The organism is Buttiauxella sp. 3AFRM03 (assembly GCF_003675305.1).
GTDB classification, from domain to species: domain Bacteria; phylum Pseudomonadota; class Gammaproteobacteria; order Enterobacterales; family Enterobacteriaceae; genus Buttiauxella; species Buttiauxella ferragutiae.
In genome coordinates this window covers 3,506,101-3,528,889 of record NZ_CP033076.1, presented here as the reverse complement: position 1 = coordinate 3,528,889, position 22,789 = coordinate 3,506,101, and the positions used below count along the sequence as shown (strand labels likewise).

At 51.2% G+C, this 22,789-nt stretch carries 20 protein-coding genes; 5 read left to right on the top strand and 15 right to left on the bottom strand.

Annotation, left to right across the window (positions count from 1 at the left end):
- Positions 1–103 precede the first annotated feature (103 nt).
- From ptsN to npr, 3 genes are read left to right on the top strand one after another with little or no spacing between them, the layout of a single operon-like run.
- Entirely contained in the window at positions 104–595 is a 492-nt protein-coding gene (gene ptsN, locus D8682_RS17980) for a PTS IIA-like nitrogen regulatory protein PtsN (RefSeq protein ID WP_064543104.1), read from the top strand.
- Between the two features lie 53 nt (positions 596–648).
- Positions 649–1,503 (top strand): RNase adapter RapZ, encoded by an 855-nt coding sequence (gene rapZ / locus D8682_RS17975; protein ID WP_120064597.1) that lies wholly within the window; start codon positions 649–651, stop codon positions 1,501–1,503.
- On the top strand, positions 1,500–1,772 hold the full coding sequence (npr, locus tag D8682_RS17970) for a PTS phosphocarrier protein NPr (RefSeq protein ID WP_064543100.1): 273 nt from the start codon (positions 1,500–1,502) through the stop codon (positions 1,770–1,772). Before rapZ ends, npr begins: the two co-directional genes overlap by 4 nt.
- A gap of 5 nt (positions 1,773–1,777) precedes the next feature.
- Here the strand turns inward: npr and mtgA are convergent, their stop codons facing one another.
- The 4 genes from mtgA to D8682_RS17950 all read right to left on the bottom strand — a co-directional run bounded on the left by mtgA (position 1,778) and on the right by D8682_RS17950 (position 6,723).
- Positions 1,778–2,506 carry a monofunctional biosynthetic peptidoglycan transglycosylase gene (gene mtgA, locus D8682_RS17965; protein ID WP_121814814.1) on the bottom strand — a complete coding sequence of 243 codons (729 nt, stop codon included), beginning with the start codon at positions 2,504–2,506 and terminating at the stop codon, positions 1,778–1,780.
- Entirely contained in the window at positions 2,503–3,156 is a 654-nt protein-coding gene (elbB, locus tag D8682_RS17960) for an isoprenoid biosynthesis glyoxalase ElbB (RefSeq protein WP_121814813.1), read from the bottom strand. Before elbB ends, mtgA begins: the two co-directional genes overlap by 4 nt.
- Before the next feature lie 235 nt (positions 3,157–3,391).
- Complete coding sequence (arcB, locus tag D8682_RS17955; RefSeq protein WP_064543094.1) at positions 3,392–5,740, bottom strand: aerobic respiration two-component sensor histidine kinase ArcB; 2,349 nt, start codon at positions 5,738–5,740, stop codon at positions 3,392–3,394.
- 50 nt (positions 5,741–5,790) lie between these two features.
- On the bottom strand, positions 5,791–6,723 hold the full coding sequence (locus D8682_RS17950) for a TIGR01212 family radical SAM protein (protein ID WP_121814812.1): 933 nt from the start codon (positions 6,721–6,723) through the stop codon (positions 5,791–5,793).
- 680 nt (positions 6,724–7,403) lie between these two features.
- On the opposite strand from D8682_RS17950, the gene gltB reads away from it, so the two are divergent.
- Both gltB and D8682_RS17940 read left to right on the top strand, forming a co-directional pair.
- A complete protein-coding gene (gltB, locus tag D8682_RS17945; protein WP_121814811.1) occupies positions 7,404–11,861 on the top strand; it encodes a glutamate synthase large subunit in 4,458 nt (1,485 codons plus the stop codon).
- A 9-nt stretch (positions 11,862–11,870) separates the two neighbouring features.
- On the top strand, positions 11,871–13,289 hold the full coding sequence (locus D8682_RS17940) for a glutamate synthase small subunit (RefSeq protein ID WP_064543090.1): 1,419 nt from the start codon (positions 11,871–11,873) through the stop codon (positions 13,287–13,289).
- Between the two features lie 50 nt (positions 13,290–13,339).
- On the opposite strand, the gene nanQ is transcribed toward D8682_RS17940, so the two are convergent.
- The 11 genes from nanQ to zapE all read right to left on the bottom strand — a co-directional run bounded on the left by nanQ (position 13,340) and on the right by zapE (position 22,632).
- Positions 13,340–13,807, bottom strand: coding sequence for an N-acetylneuraminate anomerase (gene nanQ, locus D8682_RS17935; RefSeq protein WP_121814810.1), 468 nt, complete (start codon positions 13,805–13,807; stop codon positions 13,340–13,342).
- Positions 13,804–14,679, bottom strand: coding sequence for an N-acetylmannosamine kinase (locus D8682_RS17930; RefSeq protein ID WP_121814809.1), 876 nt, complete (start codon positions 14,677–14,679; stop codon positions 13,804–13,806). Before D8682_RS17930 ends, nanQ begins: the two co-directional genes overlap by 4 nt.
- On the bottom strand, positions 14,676–15,365 hold the full coding sequence (locus D8682_RS17925; RefSeq protein WP_121814808.1) for an N-acetylmannosamine-6-phosphate 2-epimerase: 690 nt from the start codon (positions 15,363–15,365) through the stop codon (positions 14,676–14,678). The genes D8682_RS17930 and D8682_RS17925 overlap by 4 nt, the downstream gene beginning before the upstream one ends.
- A 1-nt stretch (position 15,366) precedes the next feature.
- Positions 15,367–16,851: an MFS transporter gene (locus D8682_RS17920; protein ID WP_121814807.1), complete on the bottom strand. Its 1,485-nt coding sequence runs from the start codon at positions 16,849–16,851 to the stop codon at positions 15,367–15,369.
- An 86-nt stretch (positions 16,852–16,937) separates the two neighbouring features.
- Positions 16,938–17,837, bottom strand: coding sequence for an N-acetylneuraminate lyase (nanA, locus tag D8682_RS17915; RefSeq protein ID WP_064543080.1), 900 nt, complete (start codon positions 17,835–17,837; stop codon positions 16,938–16,940).
- Between the two features lie 181 nt (positions 17,838–18,018).
- Positions 18,019–18,801: a transcriptional regulator NanR gene (locus tag D8682_RS17910; protein ID WP_064543077.1), complete on the bottom strand. Its 783-nt coding sequence runs from the start codon at positions 18,799–18,801 to the stop codon at positions 18,019–18,021.
- Between the two features lie 164 nt (positions 18,802–18,965).
- Positions 18,966–19,463 (bottom strand): ClpXP protease specificity-enhancing factor, encoded by a 498-nt coding sequence (gene sspB / locus D8682_RS17905; protein WP_064543074.1) that lies wholly within the window; start codon positions 19,461–19,463, stop codon positions 18,966–18,968.
- Positions 19,464–19,466: 3 nt separating this feature from the next.
- Positions 19,467–20,108: a stringent starvation protein SspA gene (gene sspA, locus D8682_RS17900; RefSeq protein WP_034498882.1), complete on the bottom strand. Its 642-nt coding sequence runs from the start codon at positions 20,106–20,108 to the stop codon at positions 19,467–19,469.
- Between the two features lie 321 nt (positions 20,109–20,429).
- Entirely contained in the window at positions 20,430–20,822 is a 393-nt protein-coding gene (gene rpsI / locus D8682_RS17895; protein WP_064543072.1) for a 30S ribosomal protein S9, read from the bottom strand.
- Between the two features lie 14 nt (positions 20,823–20,836).
- Positions 20,837–21,265 carry a 50S ribosomal protein L13 gene (gene rplM / locus D8682_RS17890; protein ID WP_034459800.1) on the bottom strand — a complete coding sequence of 143 codons (429 nt, stop codon included), beginning with the start codon at positions 21,263–21,265 and terminating at the stop codon, positions 20,837–20,839.
- A gap of 248 nt (positions 21,266–21,513) precedes the next feature.
- Positions 21,514–22,632 (bottom strand): cell division protein ZapE, encoded by a 1,119-nt coding sequence (gene zapE / locus D8682_RS17885; RefSeq protein WP_121814806.1) that lies wholly within the window; start codon positions 22,630–22,632, stop codon positions 21,514–21,516.
- Positions 22,633–22,789: the final 157 nt, after the last annotated feature.

Below are 22,789 nucleotides of genomic sequence, written 5' to 3'. Positions count from 1 at the left end.
AGCGAGGAAGCCAACGCATATGCAACTTGAAGTATGAAGGGTAAAGACGGCTCGTTGCGTGGAGTAACGAGCCGTTAGCATAACAGGGTGCTTAGGTGAACTTATGATGAACAACGATTCTGCTCTACAACTTAGTCAAGTCCTGAACAAGGAATGTACCCGTACCAACGTACATTGCCAGAGTAAAAAGCGTGCACTGGAAATCATCAGTGAACTGGCAGCAAAACAGCTCGGCCTGCCACCACAAGTGGTATTTGAGGCTGTATTGACGCGCGAACGCATGGGCAGTACCGGTATCGGAAATGGCATCGCCATTCCCCATGGGAAACTGGAAGAAGATACGACTCGTGCCGTTGGGGTGTTTATTAAACTGGAAACCCCTATCGCTTTTGACGCCATCGATAACCAACCGGTTGACCTGATGTTTGCGCTGCTTGTTCCTGCGGATCAAACAAAAACGCACTTACATACTTTGTCTCTGGTAGCAAAACGTCTGGCTGACAAAACGATTTGCCGCCGCCTGCGTTCTGCACAGAGCGATGAAGAGCTTTATCAGATCATTACCGAAACAGAACAAGGTAGTGAAAGTGAATAATCTGGCTGCGGTCACGGGTATGCCGCAGCAAGAAAAGTTGGGGGAGTGAAAACATGGTGCTGATGATTGTCAGCGGCCGCTCTGGTTCAGGGAAGTCTGTAGCCTTGCGTGCACTAGAAGATATGGGATTCTACTGTGTAGATAACCTACCAGTGGTGCTATTACCTGATCTTGCTAAAACCCTCGCAGAACGCCAAATTTCTGCGGCAGTCAGCATCGACGTGCGTAACATGCCGGAAAATCCGGAGATCTTTGAACAGGCAATGACCAATCTGCCTGACTCATTCTCACCACAATTGTTGTTCCTTGATGCCGATCGCAACACGCTGATTCGTCGTTATAGTGACACGCGCCGCTTGCACCCGCTTTCCAGTAAAAATCTCTCGCTGGAAAGTGCGATAGATGAAGAAAGTGACTTGCTGGAGCCATTGAAATCCAGAGCCGATCTGATCATCGACACCTCTGAGATGTCGGTGCATGAGCTCGCGGAAATGCTGCGTACCCGTTTGCTTGGTAAACGTGAACGTGAGCTGACAATGGTGTTCGAGTCCTTTGGCTTTAAACATGGTATTCCGATTGATGCGGATTACGTGTTCGATGTGCGCTTCCTGCCAAACCCGCACTGGGACCCGAAGCTGCGCCCGATGACCGGTCTGGACAGACCTGTTGCTGCGTTCCTCGACCGTCATACCGAAGTCCACAATTTTATCTACCAGACGCGTAGCTATCTTGAGCTATGGTTACCTATGCTGGAAACCAATAACCGCAGCTATCTAACTGTGGCGATTGGCTGTACCGGCGGTAAACACCGTTCAGTTTATATCGCTGAACAGTTGGCAGATTATTTCCGTTCACGCGGCAAGAACGTGCAATCCCGTCACCGCACGCTGGAAAAACGTAAAACATGACCGTAAAACAGACCGTTGAGATAACCAACAAACTGGGCATGCACGCACGCCCAGCGATGAAGCTGTTCGAACTGGTACAAAGCTTTGACGCCGAAGTGATGCTGCGCAACGAGGCTGGCACGGAAGCTGAAGCCAATAGCGTCATTGCATTGCTGATGCTGGATTCTGCTAAAGGGGGTCACATTGAAATTGAAGTCACTGGCCCCGAAGAAGAACAGGCATTGAACGCCGTTATCGCGCTATTCAATGCCGGTTTTGACGAAGACTAATTAACTCACTTCAACTCATGCTGCGCCATAAACGATTCGCCACCTAGCTGGCGCATCTGGCGCAAAATCCATTGCTGACGCTGGTGTACATAACCGGAAGGAGCATTCGCTTTAAAGCGGATGGGATTAGGGAGAACGGCTGCGAGAAGTGCTGCTTCTGATGCCGTAAGGCGGCTGGCAGGTTTATGGAAATAGCGCTGCGAGGCGGCTTCCACACCAAAAACCCCATCACCAAACTCCGCGATATTCAGGTAAACCGCCAGGATGCGGCGTTTAGTCCAGACCACTTCCATGCCAAGGGTCAATCCCGCTTCCAGGCCTTTGCGCAGATAACTACGACCATCCCACAGGAATAGGTTTTTCGCCGTTTGCTGAGAGAGTGTGGATGCACCACGAACGCGATTTTCATTTCGCTCATTATGTGCAATAGCTTTTTCAATTGCCGTTACATCAAACCCCCAGTGATCAGGGAATTTCTGGTCTTCTGCCGCAATCACCGCCAGCCCCATCCACGGCGAGATCTCGTCCATGCTCACCCAATCCGAGTGCGCAACATAACTAAAATCACCGCTGAACCAGGCACTAAACTGCCGCTCGACCATCACTGCTGAAAACGGCACCGGCATAAAACTAAACAGGATTATCCCGGCCAGCCAAATTCCCGCCAGTGCCAGTAGACCACGCAACAGCCAGCGCTTGAAAAAGCTCAAGAGCGCGATACGCCCTTTCTTCATGCAGTCATATCCACGACACGGGCCACCAGCTTTTCGATACCCATTGCGGCTTCATCGATACGGGTCGCCAGCATATAAGCAGGCGTGGTCACCACTTTGTGTTCTTCATCAACCACAATATCGTCAACCGGGCACGGAACATGTTCGGCCCCCATTTCTTCAACGACTTCTGCCGTGTCGATATCTGTACCGATAGTCAAACGCACCGGCACATCAAGAATTTTTGGTAACATCACTGGGGCAATACAAATAAAGCCGAGTGGTTTACCCTGGGCATGGCAATCACGAGCCAGACGGCGTAGATCGCTATCAATCTGGCAGTCGCTCCCATGGCTTGCAAAATTACATAAGTTTTTCGCCGCGCCAAAACCGCCAGGCACAATAAGCGCATCCAGTTGACTGGCATCGGCCTGCGCTAATGGCGCTACCGCACCACGAGTAATTCGCGCCGCTTCAACCAGCACATTACGATGCTCAATAGACTTATTATTAGTCAGGTGATTAATAACATCTGCTTGAGGTTTATCGGGTGCAAAACATACCGCTTCAGCACCTGACCGAGCGATAGCCAGCAGGGTAATCACAGCTTCCTGAATCTCACTTCCGTCGTAGACCCCACACCCACTGAGCACCACACCAATCTTCTTCATTCAGCCATTCCTTTTCATCATGCAAATTTCATCATCAGTTATGATGATTTGATCGCTATGCTTCACACATTTTACTGTTTCATGTAACAAACTATTTAAGATTTGCTATCTTAATGCCTGAGCAGCACACAAGATTATCGGCTGCGCCATTTGGATAAAGACTTATAACTCAACGGCGCAACCTGACTTTTCCCTGGTGTTGGCGCAGAATTCGCGCACCCCGGTTTATCCGGGGTCATTTTTTGGGAGCGTTTGCCACCCAGGCTTTCAGAACATCAACATCGTGTTGCCATTCTTGTTTCAACTCTTCAATCCACTCACCGACGTTTTCTGACCATGCAGGTAAGTCCGGCGATTGAATTTGCTGAGCAACTTGCTGCAAGTGACGTAGCCCAACAGACCCTGCGGCTCCTTTAATCTTATGACCTTCTTCCACGACCCCTTTCTGGTCGCGAGCAGTCATATTGGAGTCCAGTACACTCAGATAGCCCGGCATCATTTTTTCAAACATCGCCAGCCCATCAGTAATCAGTTTTGGTCCGACGAGGTCCATATACTGCTCAAGCATTGGAATATCGAGCAATGCTTGCTGCTTTTCACTATTAACTTGAGGCACTTGAGACTCCTTCTTAGACTCTGACTGTTGGTTGTCCCAGAATTTTTGGATCATCGCCATTAACGCCGGAACAGAGAGGGGTTTGCTCAGCACATCATCCATGCCAGCATCCAGGTACTCTTTTTTATCTTTCAATACGTTAGCAGTCAATGCCACCAGCGGTGGTAAATCTTCACGCGCATAATGCGTGGTCAGTTGCCGGGAAATATCCAGCCCCGTCATATCAGGTAACTGGATGTCCAACAGCACCAGGTCATATTCCCCTGGGGTGAATTTTTCTAGCGCTTCTTTACCGGTCATCGCGACATCGACGCTATTGCCGAGCTTCTCAAGCACGGAACGCGCAACAATCACGTTGAGTTCAATATCTTCAACCAATAAGACGTGCAATGCCGGCAGCGGCATTTCATCGTCTTCAAGGGTATCTTCAACTTCATCCGCAACACGCGGTGCCTGCACGGTCAGGGTAAACAACGAACCTTCACCGGGCTTGCTGCTAACGGTAATATCGCCACCCATACTCTTCGCCAGACGGCGCGATACCGCCAGGCCAATTCCCGTACCGGTAGCCGGTTTGCCGCCATGACTGTCTTTCACCTGATAATACATGGCGAAGATTTTGTCCTGTTCGTCTTGAGGAATGCCAATGCCGGAATCCTGAACTTCGAAGCGCAACGTGTTTTCTTCTTCATAACACACGCGCACAGCAACCAGTCCTCCTTTTGGCGTGAACTTAACGGCGTTACTGATCAGATTCCAAAGGATTTGGCGCAGACGTGTTCCATCGGTCACCACTTTATGCGGCAGTGGTAACGTAGAGTTCATTTCCAGCTTCAGCCCTTTTTGCTGTGCTTGCAAACCGGAAAGATTCTCTAAATCAGCCAGGAAACCAGTGAAATCAATCGGCTGGTTATCAAGCTGGACTTTGCGACGTTCAAGCTTATCCATATCAATGATATCGTTGAAAATATTACCGAGTGTTATTGCCGATACATGAATGGTTTTGAGGTAATTGGTTTGTTCAGGATTCAGATCGGTATCGAGCAAGATACGGCTCAAACCGACGATCCCATTTAGCGGTGTACGCAGTTCATGGCTGATGGTTGAAATGAAGGTGGTTTTATCGCGACTGGCGCGTTCAAGTGCATCCTGGTAACGCTTGCGCTCGGTAATATCGCGGCCAAAGCCCATCAAACCGTGACGCTTACCCACGCGGTCGTAATACGGCACTTTGCGAATTTCAAAGCAGGCTTTGCGCCCATCGGGGTAATCCAGCCACTGTTCATAGGTGAGCGAAACGTTATGGCGGAACACTTTTTCATCCGTTTCGATAACCTTTTGGGCTGCTTCTGGCGAGTAGACCTCTTCTGGCTTCAGTCTGATCAGTTGCTTCTCACTTTTGCCCGTCAACAACTCCATGGCACGGTTACAGCCTGAAAATTCTTTATCTTCATTACGATAGAAAACCAGATCCGGGGAAGCATCGAGGAATGAGCGTAAAAACGACGATTGCTGCTCAAGCTGAATTTGCGTCTCTTCACGCTCCTGCATCTCAACTTTGAGTTGCTCAAGCATAGTTTGACGCTCATCTTCTGCTTTCACGCGAACGGCAATTTCCTGATTTAATTGCGCAATATTGTCTTTAAGCTGCACATTAAGTTTCAGGTCTCTTTCGCGCATCTCTTCAAGTTTCTGCACCAGTTTTGACAGCCTTTGGCGAGACTCTTCGAGTTGTTCAACCACCACAGAAAGGAAATAGACAGCCCAGGGAGTAATTAGCAGTCCAAAAAAGATAGAGCGGACGACATCAATGCTTTCAACCTGGCCACGTAACAACATCGTCACGGCCATTTGCACCACAATAGCCAACACCACCAGGGCGGAAGCCAACAATAATGAGAAGCGCACTAATCCGAGCTTCACCATCAAATCAACGTAATATTGTGCCAGTAACCGGATTTGCTTCATGGAACGTTTCCCTCGCCTTCAATCAGCTAAATATACCGCACGCTTAGTGATTACGACAGAATTGCTGGGGTCCATGGCGAACCCAATGCCGAGCCTTGTGTTCCATGCTCCGTCAAATACTTATCGATTGCCCCCATTCCAGTCCATCGGTTCTCACACCACAGCGGTGCCAGCAGGGTCGGACGGCGGGCATTGGCAGATATGCGATGATAAACAATATCGATCGGCGTATGGCGAATCATCTCACCTGCGGTAGTCGCATACTCTTCCAGTTCGATGCCTTGCAGTCGTCCTGCCTGCCAACTTTTCGCCATCGTGCTACCGCTGACTATATGGAGTGGATGCAGTTTGATGCCATCCACGCCCGTCTCAACGACTTGCTTCAGCGTTTGCAGGCAATGTTCCTGACCTTCTCCAGGCAGGCCAACAATCAAGTGGCTGCAAACTTTCAAGCCGCGCGCACGGGCACGACGTGTCGTTTCCTGATAACAGGCAAAATCATGCCCACGATTTATTCGATGTAGCGTTTTGTCATGCGCCGTCTGCAAGCCAAGTTCTAACCAGACCTCATAACCTTTGTCATGATATTCACTTAACAAATCGAGCACGCTATCCGGCACACAATCCGGGCGCGTACCAACACATAAGCCGACAATACTGGCCTGGCTAACGGCTTGTTGGTACATCGAGCGAAGCACCTGCACTTCTGCCCACGTACTGGTGTAAGCCTGAAAATAAGCGAGATAGTGTTTTGCCCGGTTTACCAGCTGTGACTGGCGCTCGAGTTGGTCGGCAATAGAATGGTTTTGTTGGGTTTCGTCGGCGAAAGAAGCGACATTGCAGAAAGTACAGCCGCCGCGTCCAATAGTACCGTCGCGGTTTGGGCAACTAAAACCGCCATGCAGCGTGAGTTTATGGACTTTGTGACCATAACGACGCTGAAGATCCCCACCAAACATATTGACTAATTTCTGTAACTGCATAATCTGATGGGCCGCCCTGTAAAAGGGAGGTAGCCTGCCATTTTCTGCCCATTTTAGCGATGACCTGGATCAATCGCTCTGGCGCAGCTTTATCTATTGCATATAAATGCAAAATAAGTGCAATTCTAATCACAAGCAAGATGATTACTTTTCCTTATATTGACCCTCTATTTTTAAAGAATATGTGGCCTTGTGAAAAACAGTGTCATACAACACGCCACACCGCGTTGATAGCATAAGATCCTGCCAATACCATCATCTCCAGCACGCTCTGGAATTTTTCAGCCTCCAGGATAGTGAGAGAGATCACAATACCCAGGTGATTTTCTTGCCGCTTAAATCCGATAAAAATGATAATAAAATGTTTATATTCATAATGTTAAATAGCAATTAGCACATAATCGTATAAATAAGAATGCCATTTGACCTGTGTGCGCTTTCCCGATAACTTGGAAATCCGCTGGAAGCTTTCTGGGTGGGTTCTGTGCCCATCATATTTATGCAGTAATTTAGATTCCCTCTAAAGCAAGTCCTCAACACTTGTGAAACCGGATGCGTTAGACATCAAGAGGGCGACACGCGCGGTATGCGTAGATTCGCAAACCCCGTCGCCATGCCCTTGCTGCGTCTGGACGCAAACGGTATCGGGAATCACGTAGAGCCTGGGGAGGTTCACTGATATGTTGTACGATAAATCCCTTGAGAAGGATAACTGTGGTTTCGGCCTGATCGCCCACATAGAAGGCGAACCTAGCCACAAGGTAGTGCGTACTGCTATTCACGCACTGGCCCGAATGCAACACCGTGGAGCAATCCTCGCCGATGGTAAAACCGGTGATGGTTGTGGCCTGCTGTTGCAAAAGCCTGACCGTTTCTTCCGAATCGTTGCGGAAGAGCGTGGCTGGCGTTTGGCAAAAAATTATGCCGTCGGCATGATTTTCTTAAATAAAGATGATGCGCTGGCTAAAGCAAGCCGTCGTATCGTTGAAGAAGAGTTGCAAAACGAAACCCTGTCGATTGTTGGCTGGCGCGAAGTGCCAACCAATGAAGACGTACTCGGTGAAATCGCCCTCTCCTCAAAACCTCGTATCGAACAAATTTTTGTTAATGCTCCGGCTGGCTGGCGCCCACGTGATATGGAACGTCGCCTGTTTATCGCCCGTCGCCGCATCGAAAAACGTATTCAGGACAAAGACTTCTACGTTTGTAGTCTCTCAAACCTGGTCAACATCTATAAAGGTCTGTGTATGCCGGCAGATTTGCCGCGCTTCTACCTGGACCTGGCAGACTTACGCCTGGAATCAGCCATTTGCTTGTTCCACCAGCGTTTCTCCACCAACACCGTACCACGCTGGCCGCTGGCTCAGCCGTTCCGCTACCTGGCGCACAACGGTGAAATCAACACCATCACCGGTAACCGTCAGTGGGCGCGCGCGCGTACCTATAAATTCCAGACGCCATTGATCCCGGACTTACATGACGCCGCGCCTTTCGTGAACGAAACCGGTTCCGACTCAAGCTCAATGGATAACATGCTTGAGCTGCTATTAGCTGGCGGGATGGACATCGTTCGTGCCATGCGTTTGCTGGTACCACCAGCCTGGCAGAACAACCCGAACATGGACCCGGAGCTACGTGCCTTCTTCGACTTTAACTCCATGCACATGGAACCGTGGGATGGCCCGGCCGGTATCGTAATGTCCGACGGGCGTTACGCTGCGTGTAACCTGGACCGTAACGGTCTGCGTCCGGCACGCTACGTCATTACTAAAGATAAGCTGATTACCTGTGCATCCGAAGTTGGGATCTGGGATTACCAGCCTGACGAAGTGGTCGAAAAAGGCCGCGTCGGTCCTGGCGAATTGATGGTTATCGATACCCGTATCGGCCGCATTCTGCATTCAGCTGAAACCGATGCCGATCTGAAAAGCCGCCACCCTTATAAAGAGTGGATGGAAAATAACGTTCGTCGTTTAGTGCCGTTTGAAGATTTGCCTGACGAAGAAGTCGGTACTCGTGAACTGGATGACGATACGCTGGCAAGCTTCCAGAAGCAGTTCAATTACAGTGTTGAAGAACTGGATTCTGTGATTCGCGTGCTGGGTGAAAATGGCCAGGAAGCCGTCGGCTCAATGGGTGATGATACCCCGTTTGCCGTGCTCTCCAGCCAGCCACGCATTATTTACGATTACTTCCGCCAGCAGTTTGCGCAGGTGACCAACCCGCCAATCGATCCGCTGCGTGAAGCTCACGTAATGTCTCTGGCGACCAGCATTGGCCGTGAAATGAACGTCTTCTGTGAAGCAGAAGGCCAGGCGCACCGCCTGAGCTTCAAATCACCAATTCTGCTGTGGTCTGATTTCCAGCAGCTCACTTCGCTTGAAGAGCAGCACTACCGTGCCGACACGCTGGACATCACTTACGATGCTTCCGCTCAATCGCTGCATGAAACCGTCAACGCACTGTGCGACGAAGCTGAACGCATGGTTCGCAACGGTACAGTTTTGCTGGTGCTGTCTGACCGTAACATCGCGAAAGATCGCCTGCCGGTTCCAGCGCCAATGGCAGTGGGTGCGATTCAGACTCGCCTGGTCGAGAAGAATCTGCGTTGTGATGCCAATATTATTGTTGAAACGGCAAGTGCGCGTGACCCGCACCACTTCGCTGTTCTGCTTGGCTTTGGTGCCACCGCCATCTATCCATACCTCGCCTACGAAACGCTGGCGAAACTGGTCGATAACGGCGCGATTGAAAAATCTTACCGCGCAGTAATGCAGAACTACCGCAACGGCATCAACAAGGGCCTGTACAAGATCATGTCCAAAATGGGCATCTCGACTATCGCCTCTTATCGTTGCTCGAAACTGTTTGAAGCGGTTGGCCTGCATAAAGAAGTTTCTGAGCTGTGCTTCCAGGGCGTTGTTAGTCGCATTGGCGGTGCCGGGTTCAACGACTTCCAACAAGATTTGCTGAACCTGTCTAAGCGCGCATGGCTTGCTCGTAAGCCGCTGGACCAGGGTGGTCAGCTGAAATACGTCCACGGTGGCGAATATCACTCCTATAACCCAGACGTGGTTCAGACGCTGCAAAAAGCCGTAAACAGCGGTGAGTACAAAGATTATCAAGAGTACGCGAAGCTGGTGAACGAGCGCCCGGTGGCAACACTGCGCGATATGCTCGCACTGAATCCGCAAGGCGAAACAGTGAGAATCGAAGACGTTGAGCCAGCCACTGAGCTGTATAAACGCTTCGATACTGCGGCGATGTCTATCGGTGCGTTAAGCCCGGAAGCGCACGAATCACTGGCCGAGGCGATGAACAGCATCGGCGGCAATTCTAACTCCGGTGAAGGCGGTGAAGACCCTGCACGTTACGGCACCAACAAAGTGTCCCGTATCAAACAGGTGGCTTCTGGCCGCTTCGGTGTGACTCCGGCTTACCTGGTGAATGCGGATGTTATCCAGATTAAAGTCGCTCAGGGTGCTAAGCCTGGCGAAGGTGGTCAGTTGCCGGGTGATAAAGTCACGCCGTATATCGCAAAACTGCGTTATTCCGTGCCTGGCGTGACGCTGATTTCGCCTCCGCCGCATCACGATATTTACTCTATCGAAGATTTGGCGCAGCTGATTTTCGACCTGAAACAGGTCAACCCGAAAGCGATGATCTCCGTCAAACTGGTTTCCGAACCAGGTGTGGGCACCATTGCAACCGGTGTGGCTAAAGCTTATGCCGACCTGATTACTATCGCCGGGTACGACGGTGGTACAGGCGCAAGCCCGCTGTCATCCGTGAAATATGCCGGTTGCCCATGGGAACTGGGTCTGGTGGAAACACAACAGGCACTGGTGGCTAACGGTCTGCGTCATAAGATCCGTCTGCAAGTTGATGGCGGCCTGAAAACCGGCTTAGACATTATCAAAGCGGCGATTCTTGGCGCAGAAAGCTTTGGTTTCGGTACCGGCCCGATGGTGGCGTTAGGTTGTAAATACCTGCGTATTTGCCACCTGAACAACTGCGCAACCGGTGTTGCAACTCAGGACGAAAAACTGCGTAAAAACCACTATCACGGCCTGCCGTTCAAAGTGACCAACTACTTTGAATTCATTGCTCGTGAAACCCGTGAGTTGATGGCGCAGTTAGGCGTGAAGCGCCTGGTTGACCTGATTGGCCGTACTGATTTGCTCAAAGAGCTGGACGGATTTACTGCCAAACAACAAAACCTGGATTTGTCGAACCTGCTGAAAACAGCCGAGCCGATGCCGGGCAAAGCGGTGTTCTGCACCGAAAATAACCCGCCATTTGATAAAGGCGACCTGAACGCGCAACTGCTTGCTCAGGCGAAACAGTATGTGGACGATAAACAGAGCAAAACGTTCTGGTTTGATATCCGCAACACTGACCGTTCTGTAGGTGCCACGTTGTCCGGTTATATCGCGCAACATAACGGTGACCAGGGTTTGGCTGCCGACCCAATTAAAGCGCATTTCAGCGGTACTGCCGGGCAGAGTTTCGGTGTGTGGAATGCCGGTGGCGTTGAATTGCACCTGACTGGTGATGCTAACGACTATGTCGGTAAAGGCATGGCAGGCGGTTTAATTTCATTGCGTCCTCCGGTGGGCTCCGCCTTCCGCAGCCACGAAGCGACCATCATCGGTAACACCTGTTTGTACGGTGCTACTGGCGGCAAACTGTATGCTGCTGGCCGTGCGGGCGAGCGTTTCGCAGTACGTAACTCTGGTGCAATCACCGTAGTTGAAGGTATTGGCGATAACGGTTGTGAATACATGACGGGTGGTATTGTCTGCGTCATCGGTAAGACAGGCGTGAACTTCGGTGCAGGTATGACCGGTGGTTTCGCTTACGTGCTGGATGAAGAGGGTGATTTCCGTAAACGCGTTAACCCTGAGCTGGTTGAGCTTATTAACGTTGAAGAGCTGGCGATTCACGAAGAGCACCTGCGCGGTATGATTACCGAGCATGTGCAGCTGACGGGTTCCCAGCGCGGCGAAGAAATTCTGGCTAACTGGCCGGCATTTGCCTCGAAATTCACGTTGGTTAAACCGAAGTCCAGTGATGTCAAAGCATTGTTGGGTCACCGTAGTCGAAGCGCCGCCGAGTTGCGGGTGCAGGCGCAGTAAGAGGTCACGATGAGTCAAAACGTTTATCAATTTATCGACTTACAGCGCGTTGATCCGCCAAAGAAACCGCTCAAGATCCGTAAAATTGAATTTGTGGAAATTTACGAGCCGTTCTCAGAAGGCCAGGCCAAAGCACAGGCAGACCGCTGCCTGTCCTGCGGTAACCCGTACTGTGAATGGAAATGCCCGGTTCATAACTACATTCCAAATTGGCTGAAGCTGGCCAACGAAGGGCGCATTATTGAAGCGGCTGAATTGTCTCACCAGACAAACAGCCTGCCGGAAGTGTGCGGCCGTGTTTGCCCACAAGACCGCCTGTGTGAAGGTTCTTGTACGCTGAACGATGAGTTTGGTGCCGTCACCATCGGGAATATCGAGCGCTATATCAACGATAAAGCGATTGAGATGGGCTGGAAACCAGACCTGACCGGCGTGAAGCAAACCGGCAAACGCGTCGCTATCATCGGGGCTGGTCCTGCGGGGCTGGCGTGTGCCGACGTGCTGGCACGTAACGGTGTGAAAGCGGTGGTGTATGACCGTCATCCTGAAATCGGCGGCTTGCTGACCTTCGGTATTCCAGCGTTCAAGCTGGAAAAAGAAGTGATGACCAAACGCCGTGAAATCTTTAGCGGCATGGGTATTGAGTTCAAGCTGAATACTGAAGTTGGCCGTGATGTTCAGATTGACGACTTGCTGAAAGAATTCGATTCCGTGTTCCTCGGCGTAGGGACTTATCAGTCAATGCGCGGTGGTTTAGAGAATGAAGATGCGACAGGCGTATTTGACGCGCTGCCATTCCTCATCGCTAATACCAAAAAGATCATGGGCTTCGGTGATTCACCGGAAGAGCCGTATGTGAATATGGAAGGTAAACGCGTAGTGGTGCTTGGTGGTGGTGATACCGCGATGGACTGCGTGCGTAGTTCTGTTCGCCAGGGTGCAACGCACGTTATCTGTGCTTATCGCCGCGACGAAGAAAACATGCCGGGTTCTAAACGCGAAGTGAAAAACGCGCGTGAAGAAGGTGTCGAATTCCAGTTCAACGTACAGCCTCTGGGTGTGGAAGTTAACGCTAATGGCCGCGTATCGGGTGTGAAAGTTGCCCGTACTGAACTGGGTGCACCGGATGCCAATGGTCGTCGTCGTCCAGAAATCGTTGCCGGTTCTGAGCACGTTGTACCGGCTGATGCAGTGATTATGGCGTTTGGTTTCCGTCCACATGCTATGCAGTGGCTGGAAAAACACAGCGTTGAGCTGGACAGCCAGGGCCGTATTTTGGCACCGGAAGGCAGTGATAATCCATTCCAGACCAGCAACCCGAAAATCTTCGCCGGTGGTGATGCCGTTCGTGGTTCTGACCTGGTGGTGACAGCCATTGCTGAAGGCCGTAAAGCGGCTGATGGGATCCTGAACTTCCTCGAAGTTTAACGAACCGCCGATGTTAAAAAGCCCGGTGATATTCATATCACCGGGCTTTTTTATGCTTCGAGCGCGCTGCGATGCAGTTTGACAACCACTTTCTTGATAGGCTCCACGTGCGTAACCACACATCCAGGCTTATGGGGTTCCAGCGGCATAAATACGGCAAACTGACCGGGATGGAGTGTTAGCACCTGTTGCTTATCAATATGGTTGCAAAGCTGGTAATCCTCTTCCGCATGAAATTCCTCACACTCACGCGCACTCTCAAAATTCCCATAGAAAATCCTTTCCGTCCCTTCCAGTAACACCTGAATATCGATGTATTCCCGATGTTGTTCCGCTTTCTTCTCATCGGCATGCTGGGTGGAAAACGTCATGACGTTCATAAACAGCGCCTCGCCTTGCAGAACGTACTTCCCCGGCTCCTTAAGCTGCGGCTGTTCGGCTAACGCAACACGAAGTGCATTCAGAATGGCTGCGGGTAAACCTGCGGCTTCTGGCTGATAAATATCTCCGGCGATCATGGCATGGCTTCCTGTGCTAAACGTGCAGCCCCTAGCAGGCCTGCGTTATGTTGATAATGCGCGGCGAAAAGCTGCGGGTGATAGATATCCGGCTCCTGGGCGAGAAACTCTTTAACCAAGGGCAAATAGCCAGTAGCAAGCCCGACACTGCCGCCAATCACCACACACTGGCAATCGGTAGCCGCTTTGGCATCAGCAATCAGGCGCGCCAGGGTCTGCGCGGAACGTTGTACCAGAGCATTCGCCTGGGGATCGCCTTGAGCTGCGCGAGCAAAAATCGTTTTCGCATCACAGCCTGCCAGCTCCCCTTGTGCCGCAGCAGCGATGCCCCGCCCGGATGCGATAGCCTCCACGCATCCTCTGCGCCCACAGCCGCAGCGCGGCCCGTTTGGATCGGCAAGCGTATGACCCAGGTGCCCTGCTAATCCTCCTGCGCCAACCAGCAGTTGGCCGTTGCTCACAATCCCACCGCCGACTCCTGTCGACACTGTCAAAAACACCATATCGCGGGCTTCTACTGTAAGTGCGTGATACTCCGCCCACGCCGCCGCCTGCGCATCATTCACGGCGATACAGGGTAAATGGGTCAAACGAGTTAGCACCTCGACCAGCGGAAAATGCGCCAGCCCGCCCAGGTTATCCGGGTTGATAGCCGTCAACATGCCATTTTCGATAATGCCGGTGGAAGCAATAGCAACGCGCTGCGCACGTAACGCCAGCGGAGCAACGAGTTCTGTAAGACAGGCCTGTAAAGCATCGGGATTTTGGCCGGCTCGCGTCATAGCCTCCCGCCTTTCGATGATATTCAGTTCGCTGTCCACCAGGGCTGCGGCCAGTTTTGTGCCGCCGAGATCTATCGCAAGCGTAGTCATTTAACCGCCTTTGTCAGCGCATCCTGATACCACTGGCAAATGTGTTCCAGACGCGTAATGGCAGAGCCAACGGTCACCGCCCATGCACCATGCTTCATAGCCTGCGCCGCCCATTCTGGCGAGTTATAACGGCCTTCTGCAATGACACGACAACCTTCATCGCTTAACGCCCGCACTAACGCAAGGTCAGGCTCATTGGGCGTGTGTGCCGTTAGATAACCAGACAGCGTGGTGCCTATCAGTTCAGCCCCCTGCTGCTGGCAATAAAAACCGTCCTGAACCGAAGAACAATCTGCCATCGCCAACAAATCGTGTTGATGAATACGTGCCAACAGTTCACTGACTGGCACCGGGCGCTCCCGATCGGTGCCATCAAAAGCGATGATATTCGCCCCGGCTTGCGCCAGGGCGTCAACATCTTCGAGAAATGGCGTAATTCGCACCGGCGAATCGGGAAGATCGCGTTTGATAATGCCGATAATCGGCAGTGAAACCAGCGCCCGCGCGGCTTTCAGATTCTCAATACCTTCGATACGCAGCGCGACAGCCCCCGCTTGTTCCGCCGCAAGCGCCATAGCCGCAACGATTTCAGGCTTATCAAGTGGGCTTGCAGGAACTGGCTGGCAGGAGACAATCAGGCCGCCTGCCACTTCTATCTGCCGGGCCATTTTTTCAATCAGTGACATATCAGTTCCCTATCAATTTAGTCTTGTGGCTACCCGAAACGACCGCCCCACTAAATGGTTTTCCGTCGATGGCATCGTGAGTACGCACCGCTTCTGGATGGATCCAACGCTGGATACGTGATGGCATATCCAGGCCAATCAACAGGATGACTACAAACGTCAGGCTGAACGACAGTGATGCCAGCGCCGTCCCTAAATCAAGGCGCTGAGCGATAGTCGCGCCAATCACCGGAGCCAGTGCACCACCGAGCGCGCCGACGTTATAGGTAAAGCCAAGCCCTGCGGCACGCTGTTCGGTATCGAAATAACCGCCGATAAGCTTAGGTAATATTCCCGAAATACCCTGCCCCAACATTTGTTGTAAGAACAGCAGCAGGCCCAGCACCCAAATGTTGCCGCCACCAATTGCGAATACCGGAATAATTAACAGTTGTGATGCCAGCAGGCTGCAAACATAGGCTTTGCGCGTCCCTAGCCAGTCGCCCAGGAAGCCACCCACACAACAACCGACTGCGGCACCAAATCCACTAAAGAACAGAACATGAGCCACCGTTGCAGGGTCGTAGGCCAGTTCAGTTTTCAGATAGGTGGGCAGTAAGGCCTGAATCGGCCAGGAGTAGAGGAAGGCGAAGAACACGACGATCATCAACGTGACGCCTGTCGGCCAGCGTTTGCCACTACTTTGCACCATAAAGCTAATGAAGATGGCCGCACAAATCAGGCCGAGAACTGCAATCAGTAGCGCATTGCCAAGGTTACCGGCAAAGCAGAAGTAAAGTGCCGTTGCGACGACAATCGTCAGGCCAATATTGATAAGCCGGTGTTCGCCGCGATACAGAATATCCACCATGGTTTTGGTTGGCTTTTTATCGGCAAACTTCTCTTTCCAGTCTTCTGCTTCGGGGATGTTTTTACGCAGCCAGAGCGCGAAAATAATGGGCAAAATGCCGATGAAGAACAGTGCACGCCAGCCCCAGACAGGCACCACTACGCTATACACCTGAGCGGCGATCACCGCCCCAACAGAAAAGCCGGAGATCAGAAAACCACTCGCTTTATTCCGCATCTGTTTCGGCCAGCTTTCGATAACATAGGTAGCGCTCGAGCCGTACTCACCCGCCATTCCCATGCCAATCAGCAGTCGGGCAAAGAACATGGTGGTAAAACCTGGGGCAAAACCACAGGCCAGCGTGCCGAAAGAAAACAGTACGATACTGGTGATCATCGCCAGTTTGCGGCCATAGCGGTCGCCCATCGCCCCTAAAACCAGGCCGCCAAACCAGCGCGAGATAAATGCAGCCGAGATTAAACTCGCGGCCTGAATGGTCGTCAGGCCAAATTCACTTTGAATTTCAGTCAGTACTAACGCTATTAAGACAAAATCAAAACCATCCAGTAAGTAGCCAATCCAGGCTGCCGAAAACGCTTTCCATTGCGGTTTGGTAAGATGGCGATACCACGGGATCTGTTGGGTAGTGTTATTCATAAAGCACTCCCGGTGCGGGTTTGCGAAAACCCGCCCTTTGGTTAGATTAGGTATTAGCGATACTGGCGTTCAGCATCATTTATTATTCAGAACGTTGCACGCTCGCTCTGCAGCTGTTTTGCCAGCGCTTTCAGCTCCGGCAGATATTGCTCATCAACCGGGGCAAACGGCTTACGGCACAGCGGTACCGCTACCACATCCATATAGTGCAGCAGGGTTTTCAGTCCACGGAAAACGCCCACTTTAATCAACAGATCAATGACTTTATTACATTCGCTTTGTAGATGGCTTGCGCGCTGCATATCCCCTTCGAGCACCGCTTGTTTGATGGCGAGGTAACGCCAGCCCATCACGTTGTAAGTGCTACCAATGCCGCCATCGGCACCTGCCACCAGGCCTGATGCGAAGATCTCGTCATAACCGTTATAGAGCACCAGATCCGGATGTGCACGGCGGATCTGCTCCATCTGATAAAGATCGCCGGAGGTTTGTTTTAATGCGCCCACTCCCGGCAAGTTGATAAGAGTACCAATCTGCTCAAGCGTCAGTTTCACGCCACTCAACGCAGGGATGTTGTAAACCACCATCGGCAAACCGCCGGATGAATCAATCACGGCGCGGTAATGGTCGCAATGTTCGTTAAAGCTGAATGGGTAGTAGAAAGGTGTCACTGCGGAGACGGCATCAAACCCGTAACGGTGTGCAGCACTCGCCAGCGTCTGGCTTTCATGGGTGCTGATACTGCCGACATGGGCAATTAAGGTCACTTTACCTTTAGCCTCTTCCGCGACGATTTCCAGTACCTGTTCACGTTCCTGTGAACTTTGCAGGAAGGCTTCCCCGGTTGAGCCGCCGACGTAAAGGCCATCAACCCCCTGCTCAATATTGAAACGAACCAGGCGCCGTAAGCTTTCGGTGTCTATCTGCTGTTGCTGATTAAATGGAGTAAGCAGTGCGGGCATCACACCGCGAAGATTCTGTTTCATAAATGCCTCTGTGTTGTCTGGTTTCTGATGTTAACGACATACCTTTATACCTGTTATACCAGATCAAAAACTAAACACCACAGCGCGGAGAGCTAAGAATGCGATCCTGTTCATACGAAATTATGATGGGTATGCAGACGTTACCAGCAAAGACGTGCGCGGGATCGCAGATTAATGCAGGTTATTTTTTCGCTGTGCGTTTGCGTGGTGCGGGATAGTAAGAGGCAAATACACTTTTCAGGTGCGCTTTCAGGGCGGCGTCAGCCGCATCAGGATCGCGAGCCTGGATCGCGTTATAGATGTCGATATGCTGTTGGTAGCTAACCGTATTGTGGGCGAGAAGAACATCCTGCGAAACCGCGGGACGCGCGGCAATCAGCCAATCGAGCAAGGCGACATGCACCGCCATGAAGATCGGGTTATTGGGGATCTCGGCCAGCTCGCGGTGGAATTCAATATCGGATCGAATAAACAGATCGTTGTCATCCAGCGCCTGATTGTTCATCTCCAGCGCTTTTCCAAGACGGGCGATTTGCTCATCTGTGGCAAATTCCGCAGCGTAGCGGACCAGGCTTGATTCAAAGAACATGCGCAGTTGCTCGAAGTGCGCAATGCCGCCAGGCCGTGCGAGGAAATCTTTCGCGACGCCAGATAACTCACCAATAATGGTATCTGCGGAAGGGCGCGAAACGCGGGCGCGTTCGCCATTGCTGATTTGCACCAACCCTTTGCGTTTGAGCGCCGCCAGTGCTTCACGCACCGAAGGGCGGCCAACATTGAAAAAAGCCATCAGTTCACGTTCAGAAGGCAACTGCTCGCCTTCGGCAAACTCACGTCGGCGAATCATCTGCTCGAGCTCTTCTTCCACCATTTCTGAGAGTTTTTTACGCGCAAGCGGGCGACGGCGCATCGTATGGCCGATGGTTTCAGTCGTCTCAGGTGGCTGCTCGTCAAATGTGCTCATCGCGTCAGAATTGGCCGTTTAATGGAAGGAAGATCGCAAATAATATTGTCGAATCATAACACAGCAATTCGTGGCTTACGTAAAGATGCCGTTCGCATGTTTATTTTAGGCAAGAAAAAGCCAGTCATCAGACTGGCTTTCGATTTCCGATTAACGCTTGCGAATTACTTCACTACGCGCAGAGCTGGACGTCCACCACGTGGAGGTGGCTCGTCATCCGGACCGTTGTCATCTTCATCATGATCGGGGCGTGAGCCGTCGATCACTTGCATGACCATTTCTGAATCAGACGGCAACTGCTCAATATCATTATGACTTTCACCATCTTCGTCATAACTGGCTTCTGGCTCGAACATAGTGCCAGCACCATTTTCCCGAGCGTAGATAGCCAGAACCGCGGCCATAGGAACAAATACCTGGCGTGGAACGCCACCGAAGCGCGCGTTAAAACGCACGTCGCTGTTGGACAACTCCAGATTACCTACGGCACGTGGTGCAATATTCAGGACAATTTGCCCGTCACGTGCATATTCCATCGGGACATGTACGCCAGGCAATGTCACATCCACCACCAGATGCGGAGTGAGCTGGTTATCCAATAGCCACTCGTAAAAAGCACGAAGTAGATACGGACGACGTGGTGACAATTGTGACATATCCATCAATTAGCCCCGGGTCTGCAGACGCATTTCACGCTCAGGTTCGGTCAGAGAAGCGAGGAATGAATCACGTTCAAATACGCGAGTCATGTAGCCTTTCATCTCTTTAGAACCAGCGCCTGTCAGCTCGATACCCATCTGCGGCAAACGCCACAGCAGTGGTGCCAGGTAGCAATCTACCAGACTGAACTCATCACTCAGGAAGAAAGGTTTCTGAGTAAATACAGGTGCGATAGCCAGCAATTCTTCACGTAATTGCTTGCGAGCAGCATCAGCTTCTTGAGCCGAACCGTTCATCACGATATGCATCAGCGAATACCAGTCTTTCTGGATACGATGCATGTACAGGCGACTTTCACCACGTGCAACCGGGTAAACCGGCATTAATGGTGGATGCGGGAAACGCTCATCAAGATATTCCATGATGATACGGGATTCCCACAGAGTAAGTTCGCGGTCAACCAGGGTCGGTACGCTGTGATTTGGGTTGAGGTCAATCAGATCCTGAGGCAGGTTATCCGTTTCCACATGCTCAATTTCAACGCTAACACCTTTTTCCGCCAGTACGATACGTACCTGATGGCTATAGATGTCAGTAGGACCGGAAAACAGCGTCATCACCGAACGTTTGTTGGCAGCGACAGCCATGAAAACCTCCAAGTTTATTCAGAAAATTACTGCTAATAGCCGCAAGCGGCAACTAACCTGACCGTTTGATACCCATTACGCTGGAAGACCACCAGTTGCCTGAAAACGAGGCGAAAATAATCTGATGCCGACCACAGGGCAGAAAATTGGTTGATAGTTTACCAGATTTTACGGGTTTTGTGGGGAGCGGATCTGGAATTTGCCTAAAAAGTGTTTTATATCATAATGTTAGATACACTAAATATAATTTTCAGGCATAAAAAAACCCGGTACAAGACCGGGCTTTTTCGCAAATTGTACTCTGCAAAAAGCAGACGACAATTAACGCTTGGAGAACTGAGGACGACGACGTGCTTTACGCAGACCGACTTTCTTACGTTCAACTTCACGAGCATCACGAGTAACGAAGCCAGCTTTACGCAGTTCGCCACGCAGGGACTCGTCGTACTCCATCAGAGCGCGGGTGATACCGTGACGGATCGCACCAGCCTGACCAGAAGTACCACCACCTTTAACAGTGATGTACAGATCGAATTTCTCAACCATATCAACCAGTTCCAGCGGCTGACGAACTACCATGCGGGCAGTTTCACGACCGAAGTACTGTTCCAGAGAACGTTGGTTGATAACGATTTTGCCACTGCCCGGTTTGATAAAAACGCGAGCTGCGGAACTTTTGCGGCGACCAGTGCCGTAGTATTGATTTTCAGCCATTGCCATAATCCCGATTAAATGTCCAGAACTTGCGGTTGCTGTGCCGCGTGGTTGTGCTCGGTGCCCGCGTAAACTTTCAGTTTACGGAACATAGCACGGCCCAGCGGGCCCTTTGGCAGCATGCCTTTAACCGCGATTTCAATCACACGCTCAGGACGGCGGGCAATCATCTCTTCAAAGGTCGCTTGTTTGATACCACCGATGTGACCGGTGTGATGGTAATACACTTTGTCAGTACGCTTGTTGCCGGTTACAGCAACTTTTTCTGCGTTCAGAACGATGATGTAATCACCAGTATCAACGTGCGGAGTGTATTCCGCTTTGTGCTTACCGCGCAGGCGGCGAGCCAATTCAGTAGCCAGGCGACCTAAGGTCTTACCGTCAGCATCAACAACGAACCAGTCGCGCTGTACGGTTTCTGGTTTAGCTGTAAAAGTTTTCATTAAAAGCTTACCCAATAAATAGTTACACGTAGGTGTTCACCCAAACGTTTAAAATCAGTTCAAGGTTCACACGACAAAGTCCGGCAAACCTACCCCTTCGAATAGCCAATGCCAGCACGACCAAGTTTTGGGAAAAAAACTTTGGTTGTAACGTGGGGTCGCAAGATTATAGGGAAGTCGCCCCCAAAGGTCGAACCTTTTTGTAGTTTTTGTCGCAGTTTGTGGTCAGCTTGCATGCGAATTGTGGTTCACGGCATATGCGGCAATCGCAAATACTCTTCACTTTGCATTTCCTGCAGGCGAGACAGGCAGCGCTGAAACTCAAAGCGTAATCTTTCACCCTGATAAATCTCAAACAGCGGGACGTGCGCTGAAACCACCAGCTTGACGTGGCGCTCGTAAAATTCATCAACCAGCGCAATGAATCGCCGCGCTTCGTTTTCGTTTCGAATCCCCATCACCGGCACGTTAAATAGCATCACGGTATGAAAAAGACGCGACAGCGCAATGTAATCGAGTTGGCTGCGGGCATCGACGCACAAGGTATTAAAATCTACCGCCAGTGTTTGATTGGCGATTCCGAGGGTCGCTAAAGGACGATGGTTTATTTCCAGCACCGGTTCCCCTTCGCGTATCGCGCCAGCCAGTGCAGTGTAGAGTTTATCCATCTGCTGCGCGGTTTGGTCATTCAGCGGAGAAAGCCACAGGTGAGCCTGGGTCAGCGTTCTCAGGCGGTAATCAATGCCAGCATCCACGTTCATCACTTCGCAATGGCGTTTTATTGCCTCAATCGCAGGCAGAAAACGCGCACGCTGCAAGCCATTACGATACAGATCATCAGGGGGAATATTTGAAGTCGCCACAAGGGTAATCCCCCTGGCAAACAATGCCTGCATCAGTGAACCAAGCAACATTGCATCGGTGATATCTGAAACAAAAAACTCATCAAAACAGAGAATATCTGTCTCAGACTTAAACTTATCGGCTATCAATTCCAGAGGATCGGTTTGCCCTTGAAGCTCACCCAACTCTTCGTGAACCCGCAACATGAAGCGATGGAAGTGCAGCCGAAGCTTACGCTCGCCAGGTAGACTCTGAAAAAACATGTCCATTAGCCATGTTTTCCCGCGCCCTACGCCGCCCCACATATACAGCCCGCGAACCGGCTCCTGAGCCACTGAAGCACTACGTTTACCAAACAGTTTGCCAAGGAAGCTACTGCTTGCAGGGAGCGTCGGTGTTTGGCTGCTTAACGCCTGCCAGATTGCATCCAGCCGGGTTACGGCTTCATGCTGAACATCATCGGGTTGATAGCTGCCCTCAGTCAGAGCTTGTTGGTAGCGCGATGCGGGAGAGAGATTTTGCATGGTATTATGGTATTTCCTTAAAAATCGGATTGCCGTTTACTTAGTACTCAAAAAAGGACGGTTGTCGAAAAAAAGGCCGTTCTACCCTAAGCGATGCTGCGTCAGGATTCCACTTCTCTTAGGTTAACGGTTATAGTGGCTACATTACCCTACGGAA